This is a genomic window from Pseudofrankia asymbiotica (assembly GCF_001983105.1).
GTDB lineage: Bacteria > Actinomycetota > Actinomycetes > Frankiales > Frankiaceae > Pseudofrankia > Pseudofrankia asymbiotica.
Map to the genome: position 1 here is coordinate 1 of NZ_MOMC01000046.1, position 23,529 is coordinate 23,529.

Below are 23,529 nucleotides of genomic sequence, written 5' to 3' on the forward strand. Positions count from 1 at the left end.
CAGACCTGGCACGCCACGCGACCACCAACATCAGCGCCTGGCTCCGAAGCCAGCGACCCAAAGCAACATCAACAAAGCACCTGAATGTTTACCCCCGAGGTAGGGGCTTCGCCCCTACGACCCCCTCGGCTCGTCGCCTGACGGCGACATCGGGTGGCGGGCCGACTGCGACCTTTCTCAGACTGCTTCGACATTCTTGTTTGCGGACTGGCGCTTCATGTCCCGTCCTGCCCACTTTGCGCATGCCTGGGCCGCGATTTTCGGATGATCCAACTCCTGGACACGTCAGAGATCATCGCCTGCGTATGTGGACCGGGCTTCCGCGCCTGGCCAGATCGCGACCAGGCCCTTGTGGAGGCGGCCGTGCGGACGGGCCGGGTGGCGCCCTATCAGAATGGGGCGGTTCGGGGGTGGGGGAGAACGGCGTGGTGGGGGTGGAATTGGGCCCGGGTACATCGGCGGGGGKGGGTGGGGTGAGCGGTTTCAGGGGTTTGGGGGCGGTCGGCTTTGGGGGTTTGCGGGGCGGGGAGGCTTCGACGCGGGAAATGGGGTGGCGGCTGGTCCTGCGGGTATACCCATCGGTCGGGTTGCGGCCATGGCGGGGCGTGCAATAGTCGTGACGAACAGAAAAACAATGCGTGACCATGACTCCGCGGAAGGCCACCACGCGATGAGAAATGATTTCTGAACGGTCGCGGACCAGGCGTGGGAAAAGGACTTTCGGCGGGGTCGGCACGCACAATCGATCCCAGCCAGGAGGTACCGAGAATGGCAAGGGTTGTGGTGTTCGGAGCGAGCGGCAAGATCGGGCAGTCCGTCGTGAGCGAGGCGATCCGGCGCGGCCACCAGGTCACCGCGGTGGYGCGCGACGAGGCGAAGCTCGCCAAGCTGCCCAGAAAGGCCCAGTCCGCCGCCGGTGACGCCACTTCGCGTGACTCGGTGCACAGCCTCGCCGACGGCGCCGACGCCGTGGTCGTCGCGATCGGTGGAAACGACAAGAAGGTCTGGGCGAACTCCGCCCGCGCCATGATCGACGCGATGAGCAAGATGGGCGACAACGCGCCTCGTGTCATCCACGTCGGCCACGGGGGCACTCTCGAGGACGGACAGGGTGCCCGCATCCTCGACGACCCCGAGTTCCCGAACGGCATGCGCAAGGACGCGCAGGGCCAGGCGGAGGCGCTTGACGCGCTGCGTGCCGCCAAGGGCGTGCGGTGGACGGTCATCTGCCCGCCCCCGGTGAACCTCGCCCAGGGCAAGCGCCGGGACACCTATCGCACCGGCACCGACCAGCCGGTCCGTGACGGCCGCGGCAACATGGCGATGTCGGCCGACGACCTCGCCGTCGCGATCTGCGACGAGATCGAGAAGGCCAAGCACATCAACCAGCGCTACACCATCGGCTACTGACCGGCGGACGGCGGCCGGCGGGCGCGGAGTTTCGCGGAGTTTCTCTGCCAACCGCCGGCCGCCGACCTCCCGGTGTTCCCACTGATCCCGGGCCAGCCAGGCCGCGCCGTCCGTCATTGTGTCGGGCAGCGGTCCAGACCGGTCCCTGAAGAGTTCGAGACGGCGGTCCGGACGCCGCGACGGAACAGGTACACGCACGCCACGGCCGGCGTCAGCGTTGACGCGGGTATCCGGGCGGCGCCTGTCTTCATCTGTCTTCATCGCAATCGCCCCCGGGGCCACCCAGTGTCGCGTGGTTCCCGGGGGCTACTTTTTCGCGCGAGCCTTGGCGGTCTACGGATGCGACTGGTCCGCGCGGTCTCGAGCGCGGCGGGCTGCCTGATCCTCCGCTCGCGGAGGTGATGGGTCGGCTCGCATCGTGTCGAGAATCTCGGCGGTGTCCTTCGGAGTCGTCAACGGCGAGACGACCGCGAAGCGGGCGAGTGTCTCGCCCTGGTGCACCGTCGGCGTGACGAACGCGAAGCCATCACGCAGCAGACGCTCGGACCAGGCGTGGTAGTCACCCGCGGCCCAGCCGAGCCGGCGGAACACGACCACGGACAGCTCAGGCTCGCCGACGAGCTCCAGGTGGGGAGCCTCGCGAATCTGTTCCGCGCAGGCGGCCGCGGTGGCGAGCGCGCGTTCGATCGCCTCGGCGTAGGCCCGGGTGCCGTGTACGGCGAGCGAGAACCAGAACGGCAGGCCCCGGGCTCGCCTGGTCAGCCCCACCGCGTAGTCGGTGGGGTTCCAGACGTCCGGTGCGTCGAGCACCTCCAGGTAGCCGGCCTGCTGGGTGTGGGCGGCCCGGGCGAGCGCCGGATCACGGTAGATCAGCGCGCAGGCGTCGAACGGCGCGAACAGCCACTTGTGCGGATCGACGATGAAGGAGTCGCACAGTTCCAGGCCGTCGAACCGATGCCTCGCGGACGGCGCGGCCAGAGCGGCCAACCCGTATGCCCCGTCGACATGCATCCACAGCCCGTGCGCTCGGGCGACCTCGGCCAGCCCGCGCAGGTCGTCGACGATGCCGAACTGGGTGGTGCCGGCGGTGGCTACGACGGCGAAGACCCCATCGCGTCGGTCGGCGGGCAGACCATCGAGAGCGTGGGCGAGCGCGGGGCCGGTCAGCCGTCCGTGCTCGTCGGAAGGCGCGTCGACGATGTCGACGTCCATCACCCGCGCCGCCTCGGCCAGCGACGAGTGTGCCTCCTGCCCGCAGGCGAAGCTCCACCGCCGCGGTGAGATGCCCGCCGCGTCGCACCTCGCGCGAGCCGCGTGGCGGGCGGCGACCAGCGCGGACAGGTTGCCGACCGTCCCACCTGGCACGAACACGCCGCCGGCCGCGGCCGGAAGGCCCGCCAGGTCGATGAGCCAGCGCAGCGCCTGGTTCTCCGCGAAGACGGCGCCCGCGCCCTCGAGCCAGCTACCCGCGTAGATCGACGAAGCACCGACAACCAGGTCGAACAGTATGGCGGCCCTGGTCGGGGCGGCGGGGATGAACGAGAGGTAGCGCGGATGGTCCGTCGAGATGCAGGCGCGGGCCAGCACCTCGTCATAGAGGCGCAGTGCCTCGACACCCCCGAGGCCGTCGGGGGTGACCGTCTCGCCCACGGCGATGGCAAGTTCGGCAGGCGATCGCGGCGCGTCCAGCGGGGCCGGGTCGAACCGCATCCGTTCCTGCGCGTACGCGATGACGGCGCGGGCCAGTGCGGCCGTCTGGTCGTCGTAGCGGTGCACAGTCCTCCCGTGCTCCAGCGCTCGCCATCCGACCGCCCGCGTCGCGCCTATCCGTAGCGCGGCACTTCTCCCACCCGATTGCCGACGTGGCGGCCGCAGGTTCGGTGCTCTTCCGGTTCAGGGCGACGAGACCACGCGGTAGGGCTTGGCTTGGCCCAGTGCGGGACGGCTCGCGCGCCAGCCCCTTCCGGTCCGCGGAGCAGGCATGCCGGACGCCGTCCGGGGCACGCCGCGCCATGGGCACGACATGCCCCGGGCGGCACCGAATGAGCGGGCGGCGGACAGCGGCGCGGAGACCGTCGCCGCCTGCCCGTTCGCTCCGGGCCGGGCTGTCAGCACCATCAGGACGGTGCTAGGCCCACCCGCATAACTATTGGTTTCACCCTTTTCCGCCCGGAACGCGTCCCGACGGAACCGGTCAGGCCTCCTGCTTGCCCTTGCGCTGGCGCAGGAAGAAGCCACCGGTGGCCAGGGCGACCAGCAGGACGACGATGCCGACACGCTTCATGACAACCTCCGAAATACCTGTTGAAGACTTGTGGACGCCGACCCCTGGGGTCGCCGCCGCCGGATCAGGTTCCGACCGAATGTCACGGCGAGGTTTCCGCCCGGCATGGCCAGAGCATGCCACGCACCGCACGGCAGCAAGGTACCGGCACCGGCACGTGCCCGGCTTACCCCAAAGATCCGGCGCGCCGATGGGTGCTGTGAGCTGGTTCCCCGCTTCGACCAGCGTGGAGGAGACCGGATGTCTCCACCGCCACATCAGCCAGACACCCGATATGACCACCCGTTGTCACCCTGTTCATCACTACTTGTGTGCAGGATCGACGAGAGACGACCCCGGCCGAGTGGATCGGCCCAACGGCCCCAACCCATCCGTCTGGCGCGGGTCCAGGTCAAACCTGCGTGTTCCACCGGGGCGCCGCCTCATGGTGCCGTTCTCCCGGCTCCACCAGGCAGGTGGAGATCCTGACGGCACGGCACGACACCCGGCCGCGGCGCGGCAGGCACGGCGATGGGCAGGCTGTCCACTCGGCCAGTCGGAAGGCCGACATCAAGYGGTATCGGCTGCTCGTCACCGCGAGGCAACCCCAAACAGACCACAAGAGCGCCACCAGCACAAACGGGGTAGCCGGGTCCGATCCCGGGCGGTGTGCCGTTCAATGGCAATCCTCCCAGGACACGCGAACGAGGGTCCGCGGGCGACCCCACACGAGTCGAACTACCAGCGGATTCCCGTTCGGTGCCACCGGCGCACCGGAAAGATCACAGAGATTCCGCGCTACCGCTCCACCGATCCGCGCCGTCTGCTACGATTTTCCGGCGCGGGCAGATTATGTATCTGTTACGGATTCCTGTCAGGCTCGCGCATACACGGGGGTATGAGTAAGGTCCGATCCGCGGGTTGAGCACGGGTCAGGATGGGGGCGGCACACGGTGGCCGAGATCAGCCAGGTGGTGTTGCCGAGTGGCGAGGTCATCTGGGCACGGGTCGYGACGGCCGACCTGCCGCCGGGGGCCGGCGACCTCCCTGACGACTCCGGGCTTCCCAGCGATGTGGGTGCACGTCCCGGTGGGTCGGCCCCCCGCGTCGAAGGTTTCGGCGAGTTGGTACGCGGCATCGCGGGAAGCATCAACGCGGCACTCACCGCGACGTCACAGACAACCGTGAGTGTGAACGTCGCCTTCGGCATGGAACTCTCCGCCAAGTCCGGGAAGATTCTCGGCGTGCTTGCCGAGGGCTCCGCCACGTCGTCCGTCTCCGTCTCACTCAGCTGGACGGTGGAACGATCGGCCGAGCCGGGTCCGGCCCCCGCCGAGGCCGCGGCGCCGTCGGCTGGCCAGTAGGCCCCGGAGCGGGCCGAGGGCATTGCCGATGACCAGCTCATCGCGGGATCTGCGGGCGCAGTTAAGGAAGACGATCGTCAAGGTCCGAGGCCGCCTGGTGGGGACGGGGTTTTTCGTCGCGCCCGCGACGGTCCTCACCTGCGCCCACGTCGCCGCTGATGCGGAGCCGGGAACGCTGGGAATCTGGATCGGCCGGGAGTGGTATGCCGCCGAGCTTCGGTTCGCCCGGCCTCAGCCGCTACCGCCCGACAGAATCGCCGCTTTCCCGGATCTGGCGGTTCTCCAGGTGGCGGCGGCGCCCGCGGACCACGCCTGCGTGTGGCTGGGCGAACGCTGGCCGGATGACGACGCGGGGTTGCACGCATACGGCTTCGAGCGTCTTTACACCGACGAGCTCGTGGAGTCGACCCGCATGTACAGGGCGGCGGGTGAGACCACCATCCGCGGTGGCCTGGCGCTGCGGTTCCTGGGCGACGAAGCCGACGAGGGGATGTCCGGCAGCCCGCTGCTCGACGGGACGACCGGCGAGGTCTGCGCGATGGTGAAATCCGCGCGGCAGCGGGGCACCGAGCGTGGTGGAGTGGGCATCGTCCTCGCTGACGCGCTGCGCGAGCTGCCGGTGGAACTGCGCAATGAGATCCGGCGCGCACACGACCGCTGGCACGCCGACAAGGGCGTCTGGACAAGGATCCTGCAGGATCTCACGGGGGCACGTGAGTCCGACCGTGCCCGGCGGGGCCTGCGCGACGATGACCGCCCGCTCCTGCGGATCTCCGCCCGGACCGCGTTGTTCGGAGCGCTCGCCGGGCTGCCGGCCCCCGTGTCGGCGCTGGCCGAGGCACGGGCGATGCTCCCCGACCTGCTGCCCGGCGACACCGCGGACGAGGCCCAGGACATCTCGGACTACCGGGACGTCGTCCGGTACCTGGACACCGCCAGCCAGGGCAGGCGGGGCGAGCTGCATCCGCTGCCGGACTTCCTCCGGCAGCTGGTGGCCCGCTACGGCGACAGCCACCGGGACGCCGCCGGGACGCTCTGGAACACCGCCGAGATCATCGCCCAGGAACGCGGCGAGCGCCCGTTGCTGGGAAGCCGACCCAGCCCGGGCGGCCGGGGCACGGCCCACCGATCGGTCATCGTCAAGGTCGCCTCCTACGGGAACGATCTGAGCCGCTACCAGCTGTCGTTCGCCTTTGACGAGGACGGCACCGAGGTGTCCCGCGAGCTCGAACAGGCTCCGCTGTCGGAACAGGCCCTGTGGGGCAGAGCCAGGGAGCGGCTGTCAGTCTTCCTCGACGAGCTCGGCGCCCAGAGCGACGTGATCGTCCGGTTCCTGCTGACCGGCCGTCTGCTACGGGAATGCGACCAGCGATTCGAGGACTGGCAGCTCTGGGCTGGTACCCCGTGGAGGCTGGGAGAGCGGCACCCCGTCGTCGTCGGCGCGTTGGAACCGTTCGGCCCGGAGGGCCTTCTCGACCCGGTCACGATGCGTGCCGCGGAACGCGAGCGAGCGGCACGCTGGACGGCACTGCACAGGGCGACGACCGCTCTACCAACCGCGAACGCGCGCTGCGTCGACAATGGTTCCGCCGAGATCCGCGACAACCCGGAGACCTGGGACACCTGGTACGGGTCGCAGGTGGCCGCCGACGCGCTCGTGCTGCTGCAGGCGAGGCCGCGCGACGAACCAGCCTGGCTGGCTCTGGCGGCCGGCGTCCTCAACGGCCTTGCGATCGCTTTCTGGCCACGAGAGGACTGCGACGACGCCAGCAGATGCGGTTCCATCGGGCGCTGCTCCGGCGCGAACTTCCAGCGCGACCTGGCGAGCGAGCTGGACGGCACCCTGGCCGACGCGATCCCCGGGCGCTCCATAAAGATCCGGCGAAAACGCAGGGTGGACGGACGGCCCGGGCTTGTCTTTTTCTGGAACAAGCCGACGCAGCCATTTCGCTATGTCACGCCCGAGGACCTCCCCGTCGCGCGGCATGAGGTTGTCCCGCTTGATCGCGGCCTCGACGAGTCGGTCCCAGCCAGCCGAGAACCCCATTAAGGAGAGCCCAGGTGGACGACTGGCTAATCTACCGGGACGAGCGGGAACCCCACGACGGAATCGAGCGCCTACCTCCTCCTCCGCCCTGGCGCACTTTTGACGGCAGGACGCCCGCGACGATTCCGCAGCCGGAGATGCCCGACGCCGAGAAGCGCCGCGCCGTCACCTACCGGCCCACCGAGGAGGAGATCGAGGTCGTCAACGCCGCGATGTACCTGCGGCGTCCGCTGCTGGTACAGGGGAACCCGGGGGTGGGAAAGTCCAGCCTCGCCTACGCGATCGCCCATGAGCTGGGTCTTGGCCGGGTGCTGAAATGGTCGATCACAAGCGCCTCGAGTCTGGCGGAGGCGCTGTATGTCTACGACCCGATCAGCCGGCTCGAGGCCGCGAACCGGCAGGCGCAGCGGCGCTTCGGGCTGCGCCGGCGAGGCATGGCCGACGACGACCCGGACGACATCGGCCGTTTCTTGTCCCTGGGCCCGCTCGGCACGGCGATGCTGCCCTACAAACGGCCGCGGATTCTGCTGATCGACGAAATCGACAAGGCGAGCTACGACCTGCCCAACGATCTCCTGAACCYTTTCGAGTCGGGCTATTTTGAAATCCCGGTCCTACGCCGGGTGGCCAAGGCGAAGAGTAGTTTTGAGGTGTTGCCGTACGAGGAGCTCGAGCCGGTCCGGATCACCAACGGGATCGTCCGCTGCCGAGATTTTCCGGTGGTGATTATGACGTCGAACCGGGAACGCGACTTCCCGCCCGCGTTCCTGCGCCGTTGCCTGCGGCTCACCCTGCACGAACCGGACCAGGGCCGCCTGAACGAGATCGTCGAGGCCCATCTCGGGTCTGACGCCACGACGGGTTCGGAGATCGTCGACACCTTCCTTGCCAGAAGCGAGACGCGGACCCTCGCCACGGATCAGCTCCTGAACACGATCTTCCTGACATCCAAGGCCGTCCGCGAACAGTCCCAGTCCCGCTCCCGGCTGGTCGACCTGCTGCTGAGTGGCCTGGAGAGCGTCGGGGAGCCGTGACCGGGTTTGGGCGGCTGGGTACCCTCCTGCGCCGTCTGGACCCCGATGTCGACGAGATCGAGCTGGCCGAGGTGGTCTGGCTCGCGGCCCGGCTCGCCGAGGCCGGCGCCGGGGCGGCGGGCGACGCGGGTACGGCGGCGCCGGAACACCTCAACGAGACCCGGTCTCCCGACGAGCCGCCGACCGGCCACGAACCGCCGGAGCCGGAGCCGGGCGGACCGACGCCAGCCGGCGATCCGGCGCCAGCCGAGAATCCGGCCGAAACGGTCGCCGACCTGTACGACGTGCTGTCCGGGCCTGGGCTCGGCGGGATGCTCGGACCGGTGCCGAGCCCGATCCGGGTACCCGCCGGGCGGCCTCTGCCTCAGGGTCTTGAGCGCGCGCTGCGGCCGCTGAAGACCCTCACCGAGCGGCAGCCGACCTTCGCGATCGACGAGGAGAAGACCGCCGAACACAGCGCGCGTGCTGGCCAGTGGGTGGTCGTCTCGGCGCAGGACGAGCGCCCGCGCTTCGATGTGCTCCTGCTCAGCGACACGTCGCCGTCCATGACGGTCTGGGAGCGGTCGGCCGTCACGTTCGAGGCACTGCTGCGCGACCTCGGCGCGTTCGGCCCGGTTCGCCTGCGTCGGTTCGACTCGAGTGCCGTCGCCGGGGATGTGATGGCGGCCAGCGTCGGCGCGCCGACCGAGTCGGCCGGCATCCGGCCGGGCTCGGCATCCGGGTCGGCAGGACTTGCCCGGCCGGCAGGGCTGGGGAGGCCCGAAGGCCCGGTCGACCGCCAGCTGGTCGTCGTGTTCAGCGACTGCGTCGGCGTCGGCTGGCAGACGGGCGCGGTCGACCGCGCGCTGACCGCCTGGGCGCGGCGTGCCCAGGTCGCCATCATTCAGCCCTTTCCCGAGTATTTGTGGCGGCACACCGCGCTTCGTGTCAGCCATGGCCGGCTCCTGGCCCGCTCGCCCGGGACCGGCAACGGAGCGTCGCGCTTCGTTCCGTTGTCGGCGCCCCGGCCACGACCGGGCCAGTTCCCGGTGCCGGTCTTCCAGCTTCAGGACGCCTGGCTGCGCAGCTGGGTACGCCTGCTTCGGGGCGGCGCGATCGACGCGGCCGTACATCTGGTCGGCGCCGCACCCGCCGCGGGCCCGGTGAGGAACGGCGGAAGCGCCGGCCCTGCCAGCGGCACCCGCCCGGTCGACGCCAACGGTCACGTGCCGGCGATCGGCGCTCACGAGGACGCCCTCGGTGAGCTGACGGAATTGGATGCCGTCGCCGTGAGCACGCTCGGGCAGCCACCTGCCGACCCTTCCGACCCCCGCCGCGAGCGCGTCGACCCGGCCACCTGGGTCCGTGAGCGCTTCCGTGCCTTCCGGGCCAACGCCACCCCCGAGGCGTTCCGCCTGGCTGCCTACCTGGCCGTGCTGGGCGACTTCAGCATCGAGCTGATGTCGCTGGCGCAGAGCTACCTGCTGCCTCGGTCGGAGCCGTCGCTGCGGGCCGAGGTCCTGGCCAGCGGCCTGGTCGGCCGTCGGCCCGCAGCGCCGTCGGCGCGTGGGCGAATCCGGTACGGGTTCCGTGACGGCGCGCGGGAGTTGTTCGCCAGCGTGGTCACGCCCGACGAGCTCGACCGGATGCTGACCGTTGTCGACGAGCTCTCCGACCTGATCGGCCGAAATCTGGGCACCTCGGCCCGGGAGTGGCTCGCTGGCATCGCCGGGCGCGACCAGCCCGGCGAGGACGGGGGCCTTCAGTCTCCCTTCGCATATCTGACCCGCGACCACGCGCGCCTGGCGGGCGGCCCGTTCGCGCGCTGGGCCACGGACCGCGCCGACGCCGACGCCGACGCCGACGCCGCGGCTGAAACGGACCAGCTCTCGACAGTAGGCGACTGGGACGAGGACACCCAGGCCGAGGACGAACCGGATCCTGAACGGGCCCACGACCTGGCCGAGCTCGCCGCCGTCCACCTGCGGCAGTACGAGCGCACTCACCGGCCCGACGATCTGGCCGAGGCCCTCGACGCCTACCGGGAGGCCATCGCCGCGGCCGAGCCGGACAGTCCGGATCGAKCGGCCTACACCGCGGGGCTCGCCACGGCGCTGCGGACGGTCCCCGATGACGCGCCCGACCGGCAGGCCTGCCTCGACGAGGCTGTGCGGCTGCTGAGCGCCGCTCTGCGGGAGGTGCTGCCCGAGGAGCCCGTCTGGTCAACCGTCGAGGAAGCGCTCGCCGCCACCCTGCTGGCCCGCGGGATCTTCCGAGAAGGCCGCGTCGACGATCTCCTCAATGCCCAGTCTCGGTGGGAGGCGCTGCTGCAGCGCTCGGATTCGTCTCGCGACGAGGCCCGGTTCCAGACCGCGCTCGGCGACACGCTGCTGGCCATCGCCGACCGCATCGACGACGCGGGCTACGCCGAGGACGCACTCGCGGCATACCGCGAGGCCGTCGCGCGGTCCGATGACGAGGACCCCGAGCTTCCTGGCCGGCTGGTCCGATACGCCCGCGTCCTGCTGATGCGCCACCGCGTCGATGACCATCTGCTGCGGCTTCGTGAGGCGGTCGACGTCGCGGACACGCTGTTCGGCACCGGCAGCGTGCGGGAACTCGCGGTCCGCCACGAGCTGGCCAGGGGTCTGATCGCGGCCGGCGAGGTCACGGAGGCGCGCGCCGAGCTGACCGAGGTCGTCGACGAGCGCCGCGCGACACTCGGTCCAGACCATCCCGACACGGTCGAGAGCATGCGGCTACTCACCGAACTAGACCGGCCCGACACGTATGGTCACGAACAATGATCAAGACCCTCCTCCCCGCGCGTCCACGGCCGGTGGCCGACTGGCCCTACGCTTCGAAATGGCTCGCGGTCGGTTCGCTGGTGGGGGYGGTCGCGGGACTGGCCGCACTCGCGCTGTATTTCCTGCTCGAACTGGCCACTCACTGGTTGCTGACCTGGTCCACGACCGTCGAGCCGGCCACGGTGGCGGCCAGTTCGACCGGCGTGCACGACGTCATCACCGGTGGGCGGAGCTGGCTGCTGCCGCTGGTCGTCGCCGCCGGAGCACTGGTCACCGCGGCCCTCGTCCGGCTGTGGGCGCCCGAGGCCGCCGGGCACGGCACCGACGCGGCGATCCACACGATCCACACGGCCCCTGGCTCGATGCGGGCTCGCGTGCCGGCCGTCAAGCTGGTGGCCTCGGCCGGGTTGCTCGGCTCGGGCGGGTCCGGTGGCACGGAGGGACCGATCGCGCAGATCGCGGCGGCGATCGGGGATGTCCTCGGCCGGCGGCTGCGGCTCTCGCGCGCGGACACCCAGATCGCCGCGACCATCGGCCTGGCCAGCGGCATTGGTGCGATCTTCCGCTCACCGGTCGCGGGCGCGCTGCTCGGGGTCGAGCTGCTGTATGTCCGTGCCATGGCCGCCGAGATACTTCTTCCGGCGTTCATCGCCTGTGCCGCCGGTTACCTGGTGTTCGGGTCGGTCGTGGGCTTTGACAGTATGTTTGGAACGGTCTTTCCCTCGTCCGTCGACGTGCGGCAGATTGGTTCGTTCGTACTACTCGGGCTGGTCGTCGGCGCGCTTGGCCGAGCATATATCTGGCTTTTCTGGCAAGCGGTCTCATCGTTCGGCCGGGTGGGTCGCCGAGGGGCGCTCTCTGCCCTCCTGCGCCCGGCAGCCGGCGGATTCGCGGTCGGACTGATCGGCATGGCGCTGCCCGGAGTCCTCGGCACCAGCTACGGCGAGATTCAGGTAGGCCTCGACCGGAGCCTGCTACTCGCGGTGCCTTTGTGGGTGGTGTTGGCATTTCCTGCCGCGAAGCTGATAGCCACCGCGCTCTCCGTCGGTTCCGGCGGCTCAGCCGGCGTATTCGGTCCCGGCCTGGTCATCGGCGCCGGCGCCGGGGCGGGTTTGTGGCGGCTGCTCGATCTGGCAGGGTTGGCTCCGTCAGAGCCGAGCACACTGGTGATCGCGGGGATGGCCGCGTGCCTGGGCCCGATCGTGCACGCGCCGGCGGCGCTCACCGTGATGGCGATCGAGACCACTCACGATCTGAACGCGGCGATCCCCGTCATGATCTCGATGGCGGTGGCACACCTGGTGGTGGGTGACCGCACCCTCTACCGCAACCAGCCGCTGGAGCCTGGCCAAGTCGGGCAGGCCGTCCCGCACCCCGCCTTCGCGCCGGCACCAGCGCACATACCCCCCGTATCGCCGCTCCCCGTACCAGCGCACTCCGTACCCGTGCATTCAGTACCAGTGCATTCCGTACCAACAGCCAGGCCGACGCCGCAGCCGCAGCCGAGCGGCCTGGCCACGGGACCAGTCGCTGGCCTACCCTCCGGGTCCGCCAGTGGGCCGGCCGGCGCCGAGCCCGCCCGGTTCTGTTATGACGACACGTCCGTCGGACCGCCGACAGCGGGCGGCAGTTAGCCGAACCAAGCTTCACCGACGCGAAACCTTCGGATGTGTCTAGACTTCTACGCAGAACGCGCCTCGCGGACACCACGACAGAACGGCTGGCAAGAACACCACCGGAACAACATGTGGAATCGGCGGCCAAACCAGGACGCCCTGACCTCCACCGCCCCCCTGCCCGGCCCCAGAGGGACGGTATCCGCCGTGTGACGCGAGGACATCGGGGGGATGACGATGGACGAGCTCATGCCGATGCTGAAATCCGCGGCCGTGGACCTGTCCACAACTCCGCTGTCCGAGCTGCGGTCACTCCGCGATCCCCGGATCGAGGAGGCGACCTGGCGGGTCCTCGCGGACGTGACTGATCCGGCCCAGGCATTCTGCGCGGTTGTCGACGAAAGCGACAACATCAGGTCCGGCAGTCTCCTCGGTTTGGTTCTGTCCGCCGAAGCCCGGGCAGCCGACCCGGCCGCCGCCAGGCGAGCCGGCGAGCTTCCGCTGGGCTGACGGCACATGTCCCGGCCCATCGCACCCATGTCGGTGCCGATCGCATGGTTGGACGATCTTGCCCGCGGCCATGGGTCCTCGGCCGCCCTGGCTCTCCTGCTGGCCGGCCGGCGCAGTCGGATCCTGCTCCTGCTACGGGTGATTCTCGAGGACGCGACCAAGCTCGACGGACCACTCGCCGCCTGGCTGGACACCGCCTACGCGCTGCTCGAGCGCGCGGAACGGCAGGACCGCGACGCGGTACGCGACGTTCTCGGCTTCCCGTCAGTCGGCGCCTGGGCCGTGAGCTGTGTCCGCTCGCTGCGCACCGGGCCCAGGTCCCGAGCATCCAGCGCCGCCGGCTCTGGGGTGCCACCGGCCGCCACGCTCACCGAGAGTCTCGCCCAGCTGGCGTCCATCGCCGCGGCGGCGGCGCTGCGCTCCGGGATAGAGGCCGAGATAGCTGTCCCGGTCCGCGACGGCCGGGTGTACCTGCCGACGCTTGGCGTCGCCGTCCTCGACCCAGAGCCGGCCGGGCCTGTGCTGGCCCGTTCCTCGGCCGGCGCCGTCAGTGTCGCCGCTGAGAACGTCCTCCCCGACTGGACAGGGGCGACCAAGCCTTCCGGGGCCCCGGCAGCCGACGATATCGGCCGGTCCGCCCTCTTCAGGTGCGGCCACGGCGGAGGCGAGATCATCGGGGTGGCCGGCCGCGTCCGCATCCCCACCGATCACGCGTCGGACGCCCCGGGCTGGTTGGGCATGCGCCGCCTGACCGCGACCTGGGCCGACTCGACGATCAGCGTCCCGCTTGACGACCTGGATCCGTTCCCTACTGGTGTCGGCACCATCCCGACCGCCCGACTGGACGCGGAGACGTTCGCGGTCTGGCAGAGCCTCTTCGTGCAGGCCTGGGCACTGCTCTGCCAGGAGCTGCCGGCCTACGCCACAGAGCTGGCCACGCTTCTCGGCTCAGTGGTCCCGCTCTCCGTCCGAAAGGAGGCAGATCCGGCTCGCGGCGCCGCTCCTGGTGGCGGTACCACTGCCGCTGACGRCGCGACTCCTCGCCAGGCATCCAGCATGACCTGTCCGGATGCCTATGGCTCGGTCGCGTTGACGCTCCCCTCGGACCCGGCCCATTTCGCCCTGACGCTGATCCATGAGTCGCAACACACCAAGCTCGACGGGCTGGCCGGATTGTGTCCACTGGTCCGCCCACAACCGGCTGGCCAGCCTCCGGCCCTGTTCTACGCACCGTGGCGACGCGACCCGCGCCCCGTCTGGCCCCTGTTGCAGGGAATCTACGCGCACCTCGCCATCACGGACTTCTGGCGCGTCCGCCGGGAGCGGGTACCGGAGGGGCCGATGGCCGACCTGGCCCGGGTCAAGTTCGGGATGTGGCGCGACGAGACCAGGCACGCGATCGATCAGCTGCGTCACCGCGGCCTGCTGACGGGGGCCGGCGAGCGCTTCGTCGACGGTATCGACACGATCCTCGCTCACTGGCAGCACGAGCCGCTGCCCGCGCGACTGGCCGACGAGGCCGACGAACTGGCGCTCGACCGTCGGCTGGCCTGGCGGCTACGCCATGTGCCAGCGAGGGGAGACGAGGTTGAACGCCTCGCGCGCACCTGGATCGCGCGGGCTCAGTCCGCCGTCGCGACCGGCATACCGGCCGCGGGCTCGGCCACCGACTCGCCACCGACCGAGGCTGAGGTGCGCCGGGCATTGCGCCTGCATCGACTGCGGGACCCGCGCGGGTTCGCGGAGCTGGTCGCAGTGGGCGAGAGGACGGTGGCGCTGGTGAACGCGGATCTGAGCTACGTCGCGGGCGACGCCTGGACGGCCGCAGGCCGATACCGGCGCGCGCTCATCCGGCATCCTCAGGCCTGCTCCGCCTGGGTAGGCCTGGGACTCGCCTGGCGGCGGGCCGGCCAGCCGGAGCTCGCTACCTTCCTGCTCGCTCGCCCCGAACTCGTCCGCGCGGTGAGTGTTCGCGTCCAGAAGCTGATGGGCATGGCCCCGGAACCGGAACCGCTGGTCGCGTGGCTGAGCGCGTACGCGCCGCCGGCAGCCGCCACGGTCTGGCCGGCCCCCGTCACTGGTTCAGCCCCGCCAGCTTCAGCCCCGCCAGCTTCAGCGGCGATGGCCGCCGAGGCGGGGCGCTATTTCCTCGCCCGATGAGATTTTAGTGGATCTTCGGCCCGGTGCGGGCACTCCCCCACGCCATAGGTCTCCCACAGCGATCAGACCACTACTTTTACGCACATTCCGCCCGCGTCCTGATCGGCGGCCGATGGTGTCGACGACGGGCTCGGGTGCCCAGGAAAGGGAGTCCTGTGACGTCTGACCCAGGTCTGCCGCCCATGCTGCGGCAGGCTGACGTTCTCGTCGTCTTCGCCGGCGTCGATCAACTGTGGGTAGAGTGGATCAGTAGCCAGCTACAGCGTCGCGGCCGGAACGTCGGCCGGCGCCGGGTCGAGCACCGCACGGCCGAGACGCCCACGGCGCTGCTGTCCCGCTGCGTCGACCAAGCCGACCATGTTCTGGTCATCTTCAATGACGAACTGTTCGGCGCCGGTCCGTCCTCGGTCGACGACTGGACGGTGGGGTTCGCGGCGTTGGACGACGATCAGATCGATCGGATAACGCCGGTAGTCACCACGACCGTACGGACGAGGCCCGACCTGCCCAGGGAGCTCCCGTTCGTCGACCTGACGGACGTTGGCGAGGAGGCCGCCCGCGCCCGCCTGCTGCGCGTTGTCGCGGGCCCCGGCACCGCCGCTGAGACGCCTACGGGGCCGCGCATGGCCCGGCGCGGCTCGATTTTCGCGGCCGCACGCTTCCCCGGCCATCCGCCAGAGATCATCGGCGACCTGCCACCGCACAATCCGTACTTCACCGGCCGGGAGGCGCAGCTGGACCTGATCCGCGACCGGCTGACGCCGACGGGCAGCTCCTCGCCCACCGTGCTGCGTGGACAACCCGGTGTCGGGAAGACCCAGCTCGCGATCGAGTACGCGCATCGCTTCGGCGCGGCCTACGACATCATCTGGTTCATCTACGCGGGCGGCGCGCATCAGGTCCGCGCCAGTCTCGCGCGCCTGGGGCTGCTGCTCGGTCTGCGCCTCGAACCCGATCCCAGGCGGATGGCACGCGCCGTCCTCGCAGAGCTCAGCCAGGGTGCCGGCGGCCGGCGATGGCTACTCATCTACGACGCCGCCGAGGACGTAGACGACATCGTCCGGACCAGGCGGCCAGAGGACCGGCTGCTGCCGTCGGGCGGCGGGCAGGTCCTCCTGACCGCCAGGACCGACCAGTGGTCCGGCTTCGCCCAGGTGCTGCCCGTCGAKCTGTACACCCCGGAGGAAAGCGTCACCTATCTGCGCCGCCGAGCGGCGACCGTGCCCGAGGCCGACGCCCGCCGGCTCGCAGACCAGGTCGGGCATCTCCCGATCGGGCTCGCGCTGGCCGCGGGTCTCGTCGCCGACTCCAGTGTGTCAGTCGATGGCTACATGCAGTTGAAGGACTCATACTTCCTGCGCATGGCCAGTGCCGTTCCACCGAACTACGAACGGCCTGGCACGGATCGCACAATGCTGTCCGCCTGGCTGCCGGCGGTGTGGGAGCTGCGCGACAAGCAGCCTGCGGCGCTGCAGTTGTTGCAGCTGTGCTCATTCCTCGGCCCCTACCCGATCTCGCTGGCGCTGCTCGCCAACGCGGCGAACAAGGGTGTGCCGCTGCCGCGCCAGCTGGCCGAGGCGCTGGAGCAGCCGGACCTGTCGGCCGACCTGCTCGCCACCCTCGGGCACTACGCACTCGCGACCGTGGCCCACGACACGCGCTCCGACGCCACCACGGTCATGATGCACCTCCTCCTCCAGGACGCCATTCGGGCGTTGCTGAAGGCGGAAGGTCAGCACGACACGATCCAGCGTCTGGCACAGTCCATCCTGGTCGTCGCGGAGCCAGGTACCCCGCGTGACTCGGACGCGTACCCCCGCTACCAGGAACTGCTGCGCTCTCTCGGGTCGTCCGGCGCGGTCGACCGCTACGACGACACGCCGACCCGCCGGATGATGATCTCTGTCGTCGATTACCTGCAGGTCGTGGGCGAATGGGCGGACTCCCGCGATCTCGCCCTCCGGGCGCTGGCCAGCTGGGGCGGTCCCGGACGGCTGCCCGACGACGACCCTTCGATCATCGTCATGCACCTGCGGGCCGCCGCCGCGCTGCGCCCCCTTGGCGCCTTCGACGAGGCGCTGAAGCACAGCGAGGCCGCCTGGACGGCGGCCCGCACCACCGACGGGCCCGGGCAGCACTGGCGGTACGACGCCGCCGGCGGCTACGCGGCGTCGCTGCGATTCCGCGGCGACTGGCGGGAGGCACTGCCCATCGACCTGCGCAACTACGAGGAGGCCTCAGCCGATCCCAGCGTCGACGAGCTGACGGCGACCAGACACGCCCACAACCTGGCCGTGTGCCTCCGGATGAACGGACGGTTCGCGGAGGCGATGCGGCTCGACCAGGATKCCTACGCGGTCGGTCAGCGGCTCCGACCCACTCACCCGTCGACCCTGCTGGCCCTTAACAACATCGCCCGCGACGAGCGCGAGTGCGGATTCGTGCGGCAGTCCGTCGACCGGCAGCGGCGCACGGTCGACCTCTACCTCAACGCCATCGTCCGCACCCACCCGGACTCGCTGCGGGCGAGGAAGAACCTCGCGCTGTCGCTGCGCAAGGCCGGCCTGCTCAGGGAGGCGAAGGACCTGGCCGCCGAACTGCTCGCCGACCATGAGACCGCGCTGGGCGCGAACAACCGGGAGACCATCGCGGCACGGACCAACTACGCCAGYGACCTGCGGCTCGCGGGCGAGATGGTCGGCGCGAGCGCGCACGCGAACGAGGCCCTGGAACTCACGACCGCGGTACTCGGCGAGCGCCACCCGTACGCCCTCTGCTGCGCGGTGAACCTCGCCATCATCGACCGTCTTCGTGGCCGGCCGGCGGACRCCGAGAAGCGGAACCGCGCGACATGGAGCCTGCTGACCGAGATCCTCGGCGAGGACCATCCGTACACCCTGGCGTGCCTCGCGAACCTGGCGAGCGACCGCGCGGCCGCCGGGGACCTCGGGCAGGCCGTCGAGTATGGGAGGCGCGCCTACCAGCGCCATGTGGTGGTACGTGGCGAGCGACATCCCTACACCCTGGCCTGCGGCGCCAACCTGGCCGCGGACCTGCACGCGGCGGGCAACCCCGAGGAGGCCGGCGAACTCCTGGCCACCGTCACCGTCGGCTACGAGGAGACTCTCGGTCCAGACCATCCCGAGACCGTGGGCGCCACCGTCCAGCACGCCCGCATGGACCTCGACATCGAGCCGCCGCCGATGTGACGTCCCGCGCCAGGCACCGCCAGGCCCGCTCAGCCGTCGCCGCGCTGCTCGATGACGGTCGCGCCGAGGCCAACCCGGAGCAGTTCCACGGCGGCGGCCTCGCCCGTCAGGGTCGCGCCCGGATGCGTCGGCGCGTCCTCGTCGTCCGGCGACGGTTCGTCGGTCGCGTCGTCGCCCGCGCCGAAGGCCCCGGGCGCCGCGGTCGTGGCGTGGGAGGGCATCGCCGCGGCCCCCCCGGCGACCGCGGAGCCCCCAACCGTGGCCATGGYCACCGGAGCGGGTGACGCGGTGAGGCCGGGTCCGGTGTCCTGGCGGGCGAACGCGGGGCCTGGTGCGGCGTCGAGCCCGGGGCCGAGCGGCCCGCGCTCCGCCGTGGCGATGGCGGAGCCCGCGAACCCCCCCGCGCTACCGGCGACACCGGCCTGGCGGGGCGGCTGCATCCCGCCACCCGCGAAGCCAGCGCCATACCCGGCTGACGGCTGCGGCGACGGCGACGGCTGGGCGGCGTAGCCGGTGGGCGGGCGGACCCCCTGGCCCGGCTGTGGTGCCGACCAGGCGGCCGCCGCCGGCGAGGGCGGCGGCCCGGGCTGCGTCGCCCGGCCCGGGCCGTCGGCCGTCTGTGCGTGGACGGTCGGCGTGTGGCCGGTCGGCGCACCAGCGGGTCGCGTCGGCCCGCCCCGGGCGCCGTCGACGCCGGGACGCCCCCCGCTCGCGCCAGGCTCACCGATCGTCACCCGCCACACGCCGCCGAACGTCTCGGCGAGCGCCTCGCCCAGCACCTCGGCGTGGTTCCCCTGGCCGAACACCTTGGCCATCGGGGGCGTCGAGAGCGCGAGAAACACCTCGTTCGACCGGACGTCGAGCACCCTGACGTGCTCCACGAGGAGGCTCGCTGTCACCACCCTGCGGCGCCGTGCCGCCGCGAGCACCTGGTCCCACCTGGCGCGCACCGCCGCCGCGTCAGCACCGCCGCCACCGCCAGCCGCGGCCGGCGGTGGCGGCGCTGGCTGGGTGACCGGCTGAGGCGGAGACTGCCGCCCGGCGGGGGCCGTCTGCCCGCTCGCCGGGCCGCCCCAGCCGCCGCCCGCCCGAGCCGCCGGGGCTCCGTCAGCCGGCCGGGTCGACGGAGCCGGCCTGGGCTCGGCCATGGGCGCCCCCGCCGACGGCCGTGTGTTCGGGGGGTACGGAGCCGACGGTGCGGGCGAGCTGGCCGGGGCGGTGGGCTCGGCCGCGGAGGCGGGGCTGGGGGCCCACGGCGTCGCGGCCGCGGGCGCCGCCGAGACCGGAGCACCCGCCACGGGAACACCGGCCGCCGGAACACCCACGGCCAGGCCGCGCTCGAGCCGCTCCAGGCGGGCGAGCAGCGCGGCCGGGTCGGTCGCCGCGCCTGGCAGCAACGCCCTGGCCAGGACGAGCTCGAGCAGCAGCCGGGGGCTCGCCGTCCCGCGCATCTCCGCGAGCCCGGCGTGCAGCACGTCGGCGGTCCGCGACAGCTCCGCCGGGCCGACCCGGCCCGCCTGGGCCTTCATCCGGTCGATCTGGTCGGACGAGAAGGCCTCGAGGAGGCCGCGCTCGACCGCGTCGGGCACAGCGTTGATCAGAATGAGGTCGCGCAGCCGCTCCAACAGGTCCGCGGTGAAGCGGCGTGGATCGTGCCCCGACCCCACGACCTTGTCCACGACGGTGAACAGCGTCGCCCCGTCGCGGGCGGCGAGCGCGTCGACGGTCTGGTCGAGCAGCACGCCGTCGGTCATCCCGAGCAGCGCGACCGCCCGGTCGTAGCGCAGCCCCTCGGGGCCGGCGCCCGCCAGCAGCTGGTCGAGCACCGACAGCGAGTCGCGCACCGAGCCGGCGCCGGCGCGGACCACCAGCGGGAGCACCGTCGGGTCGATCTCGGCGCCTTCCTGGGCGCAGATCGACGCCAGGTGGTCGCGCAGCACCCCTGGCGGCACCAGCCGGAAGGCGTAGTGATGCGTCCTGGACCGGATGGTGGCGATCACCTTGTCCGGCTCGGTCGTCGCGAAGATGAACTTCAGGTAGGGCGGCGGCTCCTCGACGACCTTGAGCAGCGCGTTGAACGCCGCGGCGGTCACCATGTGCGCCTCGTCCACCACGAAGACCTTGAACCTGGCCGAGGCCGGCGCGAAGAACGCGCGTTCCCGCAGGTCACGCGCGTCATCGACGAGGCCATGCGAGGCGGCGTCGATCTCGGTGACGTCCATCGACGAGCCGGTCCGGATGGACACGCACTGGTCGCACACACCGCACGGCTCGGGCGTCGGCCCCCGCTCGCAGTTGAGCGAGGCGGCGAGGATCCGCGCCGACGAGGTCTTGCCGCAGCCGCGCGGGCCGCTGAACAGGTAGGCATGGTGCAGCCGGCTGGTGCGCAGCGCCTGCATCAGCGCCGTCGTCACATGCTCCTGCCCGACGACCTGGCTGAACGTCGCGGGCCGATACCGGTTGTACAGCGCTGTGCTCACTCGCTCGCCCTCGCAGCCCGCGTCGCTACCTACCCCGATCCGGTGCCTGGGCTATCAGGGGACCGGGGCAACCCCATTCTCCGCCTCCCCCAACCACCACCGCAGGGGCCACTCCGCACCCGCAGAAGCCTCGCCTCCCCCAGGCAGCGCGAAGCGCACCTCGAAGATCCGACCCCCAACAAAGGACGACAGCAAGACACCCCCACCGATGTCGCCGCCAGACGACGAGCCCACCAGACGACGTCGCCGCCAGGCGACGAGCCCACCAGACGACGTCGCCGCCAGGCGACGAGCCCACCAGACGACGTCGCCGCCAGGCGACGAGCCAAGAGGGTCGTAGGGGCGAAGCCCCTACCTCGGGGGTCCGGGGGTCGCCCCCCGGGGCAGCATCACGAGCCCGGGGAGCCGCCCAAAGGGCGGCGAACAGGAGGACCCCTCGCGCACCCGCCAGAGCCCGCTTATCCTTGCTGCCTTCCGGCCCTGGGGAGGTTCACGAGGATGACGCCACACGAGGGGTCTGCTTCGCAGTCTAGCCCTCCGGCGCCGGTCCTGACGGCCGGGCCACTTCTGGCCCTGAGCGTCCCGGTGATCCTCAGTCAGGCCCCGCCCGCCGGCCACGGCGGGCCCGCGATCCGGTACTCTCGTCGGCGGAGGACTCGCCTAGTGGCCTAGGGCGCACGCTTGGAAAGCGTGTTGGGCTTACACCCTCGGGGGTTCGAATCCCCCGTCCTCCGCTCTCTCCGATCTTCGGGGTCCCGGCTCGGCGTGCAGACACCGAACCCAACGCGAGTGTGGGCGTGGGCGCGTACGTGTCGGACGTAGGATCATGGTCATGTCGATTCCTGGGGACCCGTTCGGTGGGCTCGGCGGTGACGCGGCCGGTGGCATCGGGGCGCTTTTCGAGCAGGCGCAGAAGATGCAGGCCGCGATGGTCGCCGCGCAGGAGGAGCTCGCCGAGGCTCGGGTCGAGGGCAGCGCTGGTGGCGGGCTGGTGACCGCGACGGTGAACGGCGGCGGCGAGCTGGTCGACCTGAAGATCAGCGCGCGGGCCGTCGACCCGGACGACACCGAGACGCTCGCCGACCTGGTGCTGGCCGCGGTGCGCGACGCCACCACGAACGCGCACAAGCTGGCCGAGCAGAAGATGGCCGCGGCCACCGGTGGGCTGGGCGACATGCTCGGAGGGATGGGCGGGCCGGGTGGCGGGCTGCCAGGGCTGCCTGGTGGTTTTCCACAGCTCGGCTGACGACATCGTGGCCTGACGGTTCAGGACTGACGGCGCTGACGGCGCGGGAACGGTAAGGCAAACGTGTATGAAGGCGTCGTCCAGGACCTGATCGACGAGCTCGGGATGCTTCCCGGGATCGGGCCGAAGAGCGCGCAGCGCATCGCGTTCCACATTCTCGCCGCCGACCCGGCCGACGTCCGCCGGCTCGCCAAGACGCTGATAGAGGTCAAGGAGAAGGTCCAGTTCTGTCGGATCTGCTTCAACGTGGCTCAGGCCGAGCTGTGCCGGATCTGCTCCGACCCGCGTCGCGACACGACGGTGATCTGTGTCGTCGAGGAGTCGAAGGACGTCGTCGCGGTCGAGCGCACCCGTGAGTTCCGCGGTCGCTACCACGTTCTGGGCGGGGCGATCAACCCGATCGGCGGCGTCGGCCCCGACGACCTGCACATCCGTGAGCTGATCGCGCGGCTGGCCGACGGCTCCGTGACCGAGCTGATCCTGGCGACCGACCCGAACACCGAAGGGGAGGTCACCGCGAGCTACCTCGCCCGCCAGATCGCCCCGATGGGCCTGACGGTCTCCCGGCTGGCGAGCGGCCTGCCGATGGGCGGGGATCTGGAATGGGCGGACGAGGTGACCCTGGGCCGCGCCTTCGAGGGCCGCCGCACGGTCTCTCCCTGACGGCCTCCGGCCGTCCCCCGCCTCAGCCGGGGCCGGGCTGGGCATGTCTAGAAGCCGAGGATCGGGGCGTAGGTGGAGCTGGGGATCGCCGACAACGTCAGCAGCACCACGCTGATGTCCAGCTCGTCCGCCTCGGCGGAGAAGTGCCCGAGCATGCCACGGGTCAGGTAGACCGGCTGGCCGCCGCGGCTGACCCGCACTCCGAAGACACCCGTCGCGCGCAGCCACCAGACCCTGCCGGCCGCTCTGATGCGTACCTGTCGACTGTCGCGGCGCAGGTCGGCCACGAGCCGGCGCAGTCGCGGGTGGCCGGCCCGCGGCCGGCTGGGCTGGTCGACCGTGCCGGCGATCTCCTGGCTGGCCGCGTGAACCACCAGGCGCGCCGGCTCCGTCGTCAGTTCGATCAGCGAGCTCTCCCGCGAGATCTCCTGCCCGGCGGGCCACATCGTCGCCGGCCAGACTCCCTCCCCGGCGAGGACGCGCGCGCCCAGCGGACCGCCGGTGGGGTGTCCTGGCGGCAGCAGCGCGCCGACGACCCTGCCGGCTCCGTCGAGCCGCCAGGCGACCGACACGACGGCGCCGGGCGCGAGGCCGGGCAGCGCCGGAGCGCGGGGGGCCGCTTCGGCGGAGCCGGCGCGCACGGGCAGCATCCGCAGCATCCGGGTGGGGGTGACATTGTTGATGAGGGTCCACGACTGGGTCAGACCGATCATGCCCGGCGCCTCCTCCAGCCATCCGCCA

General features: G+C 71.2%; 14 protein-coding genes, 1 tRNA gene and 1 other RNA gene. 12 read left to right on the forward strand and 4 right to left on the reverse strand.

Annotation, left to right across the window (positions count from 1 at the left end; genetic code table 11):
* The first annotated feature begins 768 nt into the window (after positions 1–768).
* Positions 769–1,410, forward strand: a complete 642-nt coding sequence (locus tag BL253_RS22370; protein ID WP_076819098.1) for an NAD(P)-dependent oxidoreductase — start codon at positions 769–771, stop codon at positions 1,408–1,410.
* 333 nt (positions 1,411–1,743) lie between these two features.
* Here the strand turns inward: BL253_RS22370 and BL253_RS22375 are convergent, their stop codons facing one another.
* Positions 1,744–3,186, reverse strand: coding sequence for a pyridoxal phosphate-dependent decarboxylase family protein (locus BL253_RS22375; RefSeq protein WP_241835013.1), 1,443 nt, complete (start codon positions 3,184–3,186; stop codon positions 1,744–1,746).
* Positions 3,187–4,626: 1,440 nt separating this feature from the next.
* Here BL253_RS22375 and BL253_RS22380 point away from each other — a divergent pair.
* From BL253_RS22380 to fxsT, 8 genes are all read left to right on the forward strand, one after another.
* Complete coding sequence (locus BL253_RS22380) at positions 4,627–5,037, forward strand: CU044_2847 family protein (RefSeq protein WP_076819099.1); 411 nt, start codon at positions 4,627–4,629, stop codon at positions 5,035–5,037.
* A gap of 28 nt (positions 5,038–5,065) precedes the next feature.
* Positions 5,066–7,087, forward strand: a complete 2,022-nt coding sequence (locus BL253_RS22385) for a trypsin-like peptidase domain-containing protein (RefSeq protein ID WP_081438571.1) — start codon at positions 5,066–5,068, stop codon at positions 7,085–7,087.
* Positions 7,088–7,098: 11 nt separating this feature from the next.
* Positions 7,099–8,118: an AAA family ATPase gene (locus tag BL253_RS22390; protein WP_076819101.1), complete on the forward strand. Its 1,020-nt coding sequence runs from the start codon at positions 7,099–7,101 to the stop codon at positions 8,116–8,118.
* Entirely contained in the window at positions 8,115–10,904 is a 2,790-nt protein-coding gene (locus tag BL253_RS22395; RefSeq protein ID WP_076819102.1) for an SAV_2336 N-terminal domain-related protein, read from the forward strand. Before BL253_RS22390 ends, BL253_RS22395 begins: the two co-directional genes overlap by 4 nt.
* 80 nt (positions 10,905–10,984) lie before the next feature.
* On the forward strand, positions 10,985–12,538 hold the full coding sequence (locus tag BL253_RS22400) for a chloride channel protein (protein ID WP_158230399.1): 1,554 nt from the start codon (positions 10,985–10,987) through the stop codon (positions 12,536–12,538).
* Positions 12,539–12,751: 213 nt separating this feature from the next.
* Entirely contained in the window at positions 12,752–13,030 is a 279-nt protein-coding gene (locus tag BL253_RS22405) for a hypothetical protein (RefSeq protein ID WP_076819104.1), read from the forward strand.
* 48 nt (positions 13,031–13,078) lie between these two features.
* Positions 13,079–15,190 carry an aKG-HExxH-type peptide beta-hydroxylase gene (locus BL253_RS22410; RefSeq protein WP_158230400.1) on the forward strand — a complete coding sequence of 704 codons (2,112 nt, stop codon included), beginning with the start codon at positions 13,079–13,081 and terminating at the stop codon, positions 15,188–15,190.
* 155 nt (positions 15,191–15,345) lie between these two features.
* A complete protein-coding gene (gene fxsT / locus BL253_RS22415) occupies positions 15,346–18,399 on the forward strand; it encodes an FxSxx-COOH system tetratricopeptide repeat protein (RefSeq protein ID WP_131831546.1) in 3,054 nt (1,017 codons plus the stop codon).
* A 29-nt stretch (positions 18,400–18,428) separates the two neighbouring features.
* On the opposite strand, the gene BL253_RS22420 is transcribed toward fxsT, so the two are convergent.
* Together BL253_RS22420 and ffs are read right to left on the reverse strand one after the other, a co-directional pair.
* Positions 18,429–20,879, reverse strand: a complete 2,451-nt coding sequence (locus BL253_RS22420) for a DNA polymerase III subunit gamma and tau (protein WP_076819107.1) — start codon at positions 20,877–20,879, stop codon at positions 18,429–18,431.
* Positions 20,880–21,303: 424 nt separating this feature from the next.
* Positions 21,304–21,400: signal recognition particle sRNA small type (gene ffs, locus BL253_RS22425), an RNA gene on the reverse strand.
* A gap of 128 nt (positions 21,401–21,528) precedes the next feature.
* On the opposite strand from ffs, the gene BL253_RS22430 reads away from it, so the two are divergent.
* The 3 genes from BL253_RS22430 (at position 21,529) to recR (ending at position 22,788) form a co-directional block, all read left to right on the forward strand.
* A tRNA-Ser gene (locus tag BL253_RS22430) sits at positions 21,529–21,613 on the forward strand.
* A 92-nt stretch (positions 21,614–21,705) separates the two neighbouring features.
* Positions 21,706–22,125, forward strand: a complete 420-nt coding sequence (locus BL253_RS22435) for a YbaB/EbfC family nucleoid-associated protein (RefSeq protein WP_096336063.1) — start codon at positions 21,706–21,708, stop codon at positions 22,123–22,125.
* A 63-nt stretch (positions 22,126–22,188) separates the two neighbouring features.
* Positions 22,189–22,788 carry a recombination mediator RecR gene (gene recR / locus BL253_RS22440; RefSeq protein ID WP_076819108.1) on the forward strand — a complete coding sequence of 200 codons (600 nt, stop codon included), beginning with the start codon at positions 22,189–22,191 and terminating at the stop codon, positions 22,786–22,788.
* A gap of 47 nt (positions 22,789–22,835) precedes the next feature.
* Here the strand turns inward: recR and BL253_RS22445 are convergent, their stop codons facing one another.
* Positions 22,836–23,501, reverse strand: coding sequence for a hypothetical protein (locus BL253_RS22445; protein WP_076819109.1), 666 nt, complete (start codon positions 23,499–23,501; stop codon positions 22,836–22,838).
* Positions 23,502–23,529 lie beyond the last annotated feature (28 nt).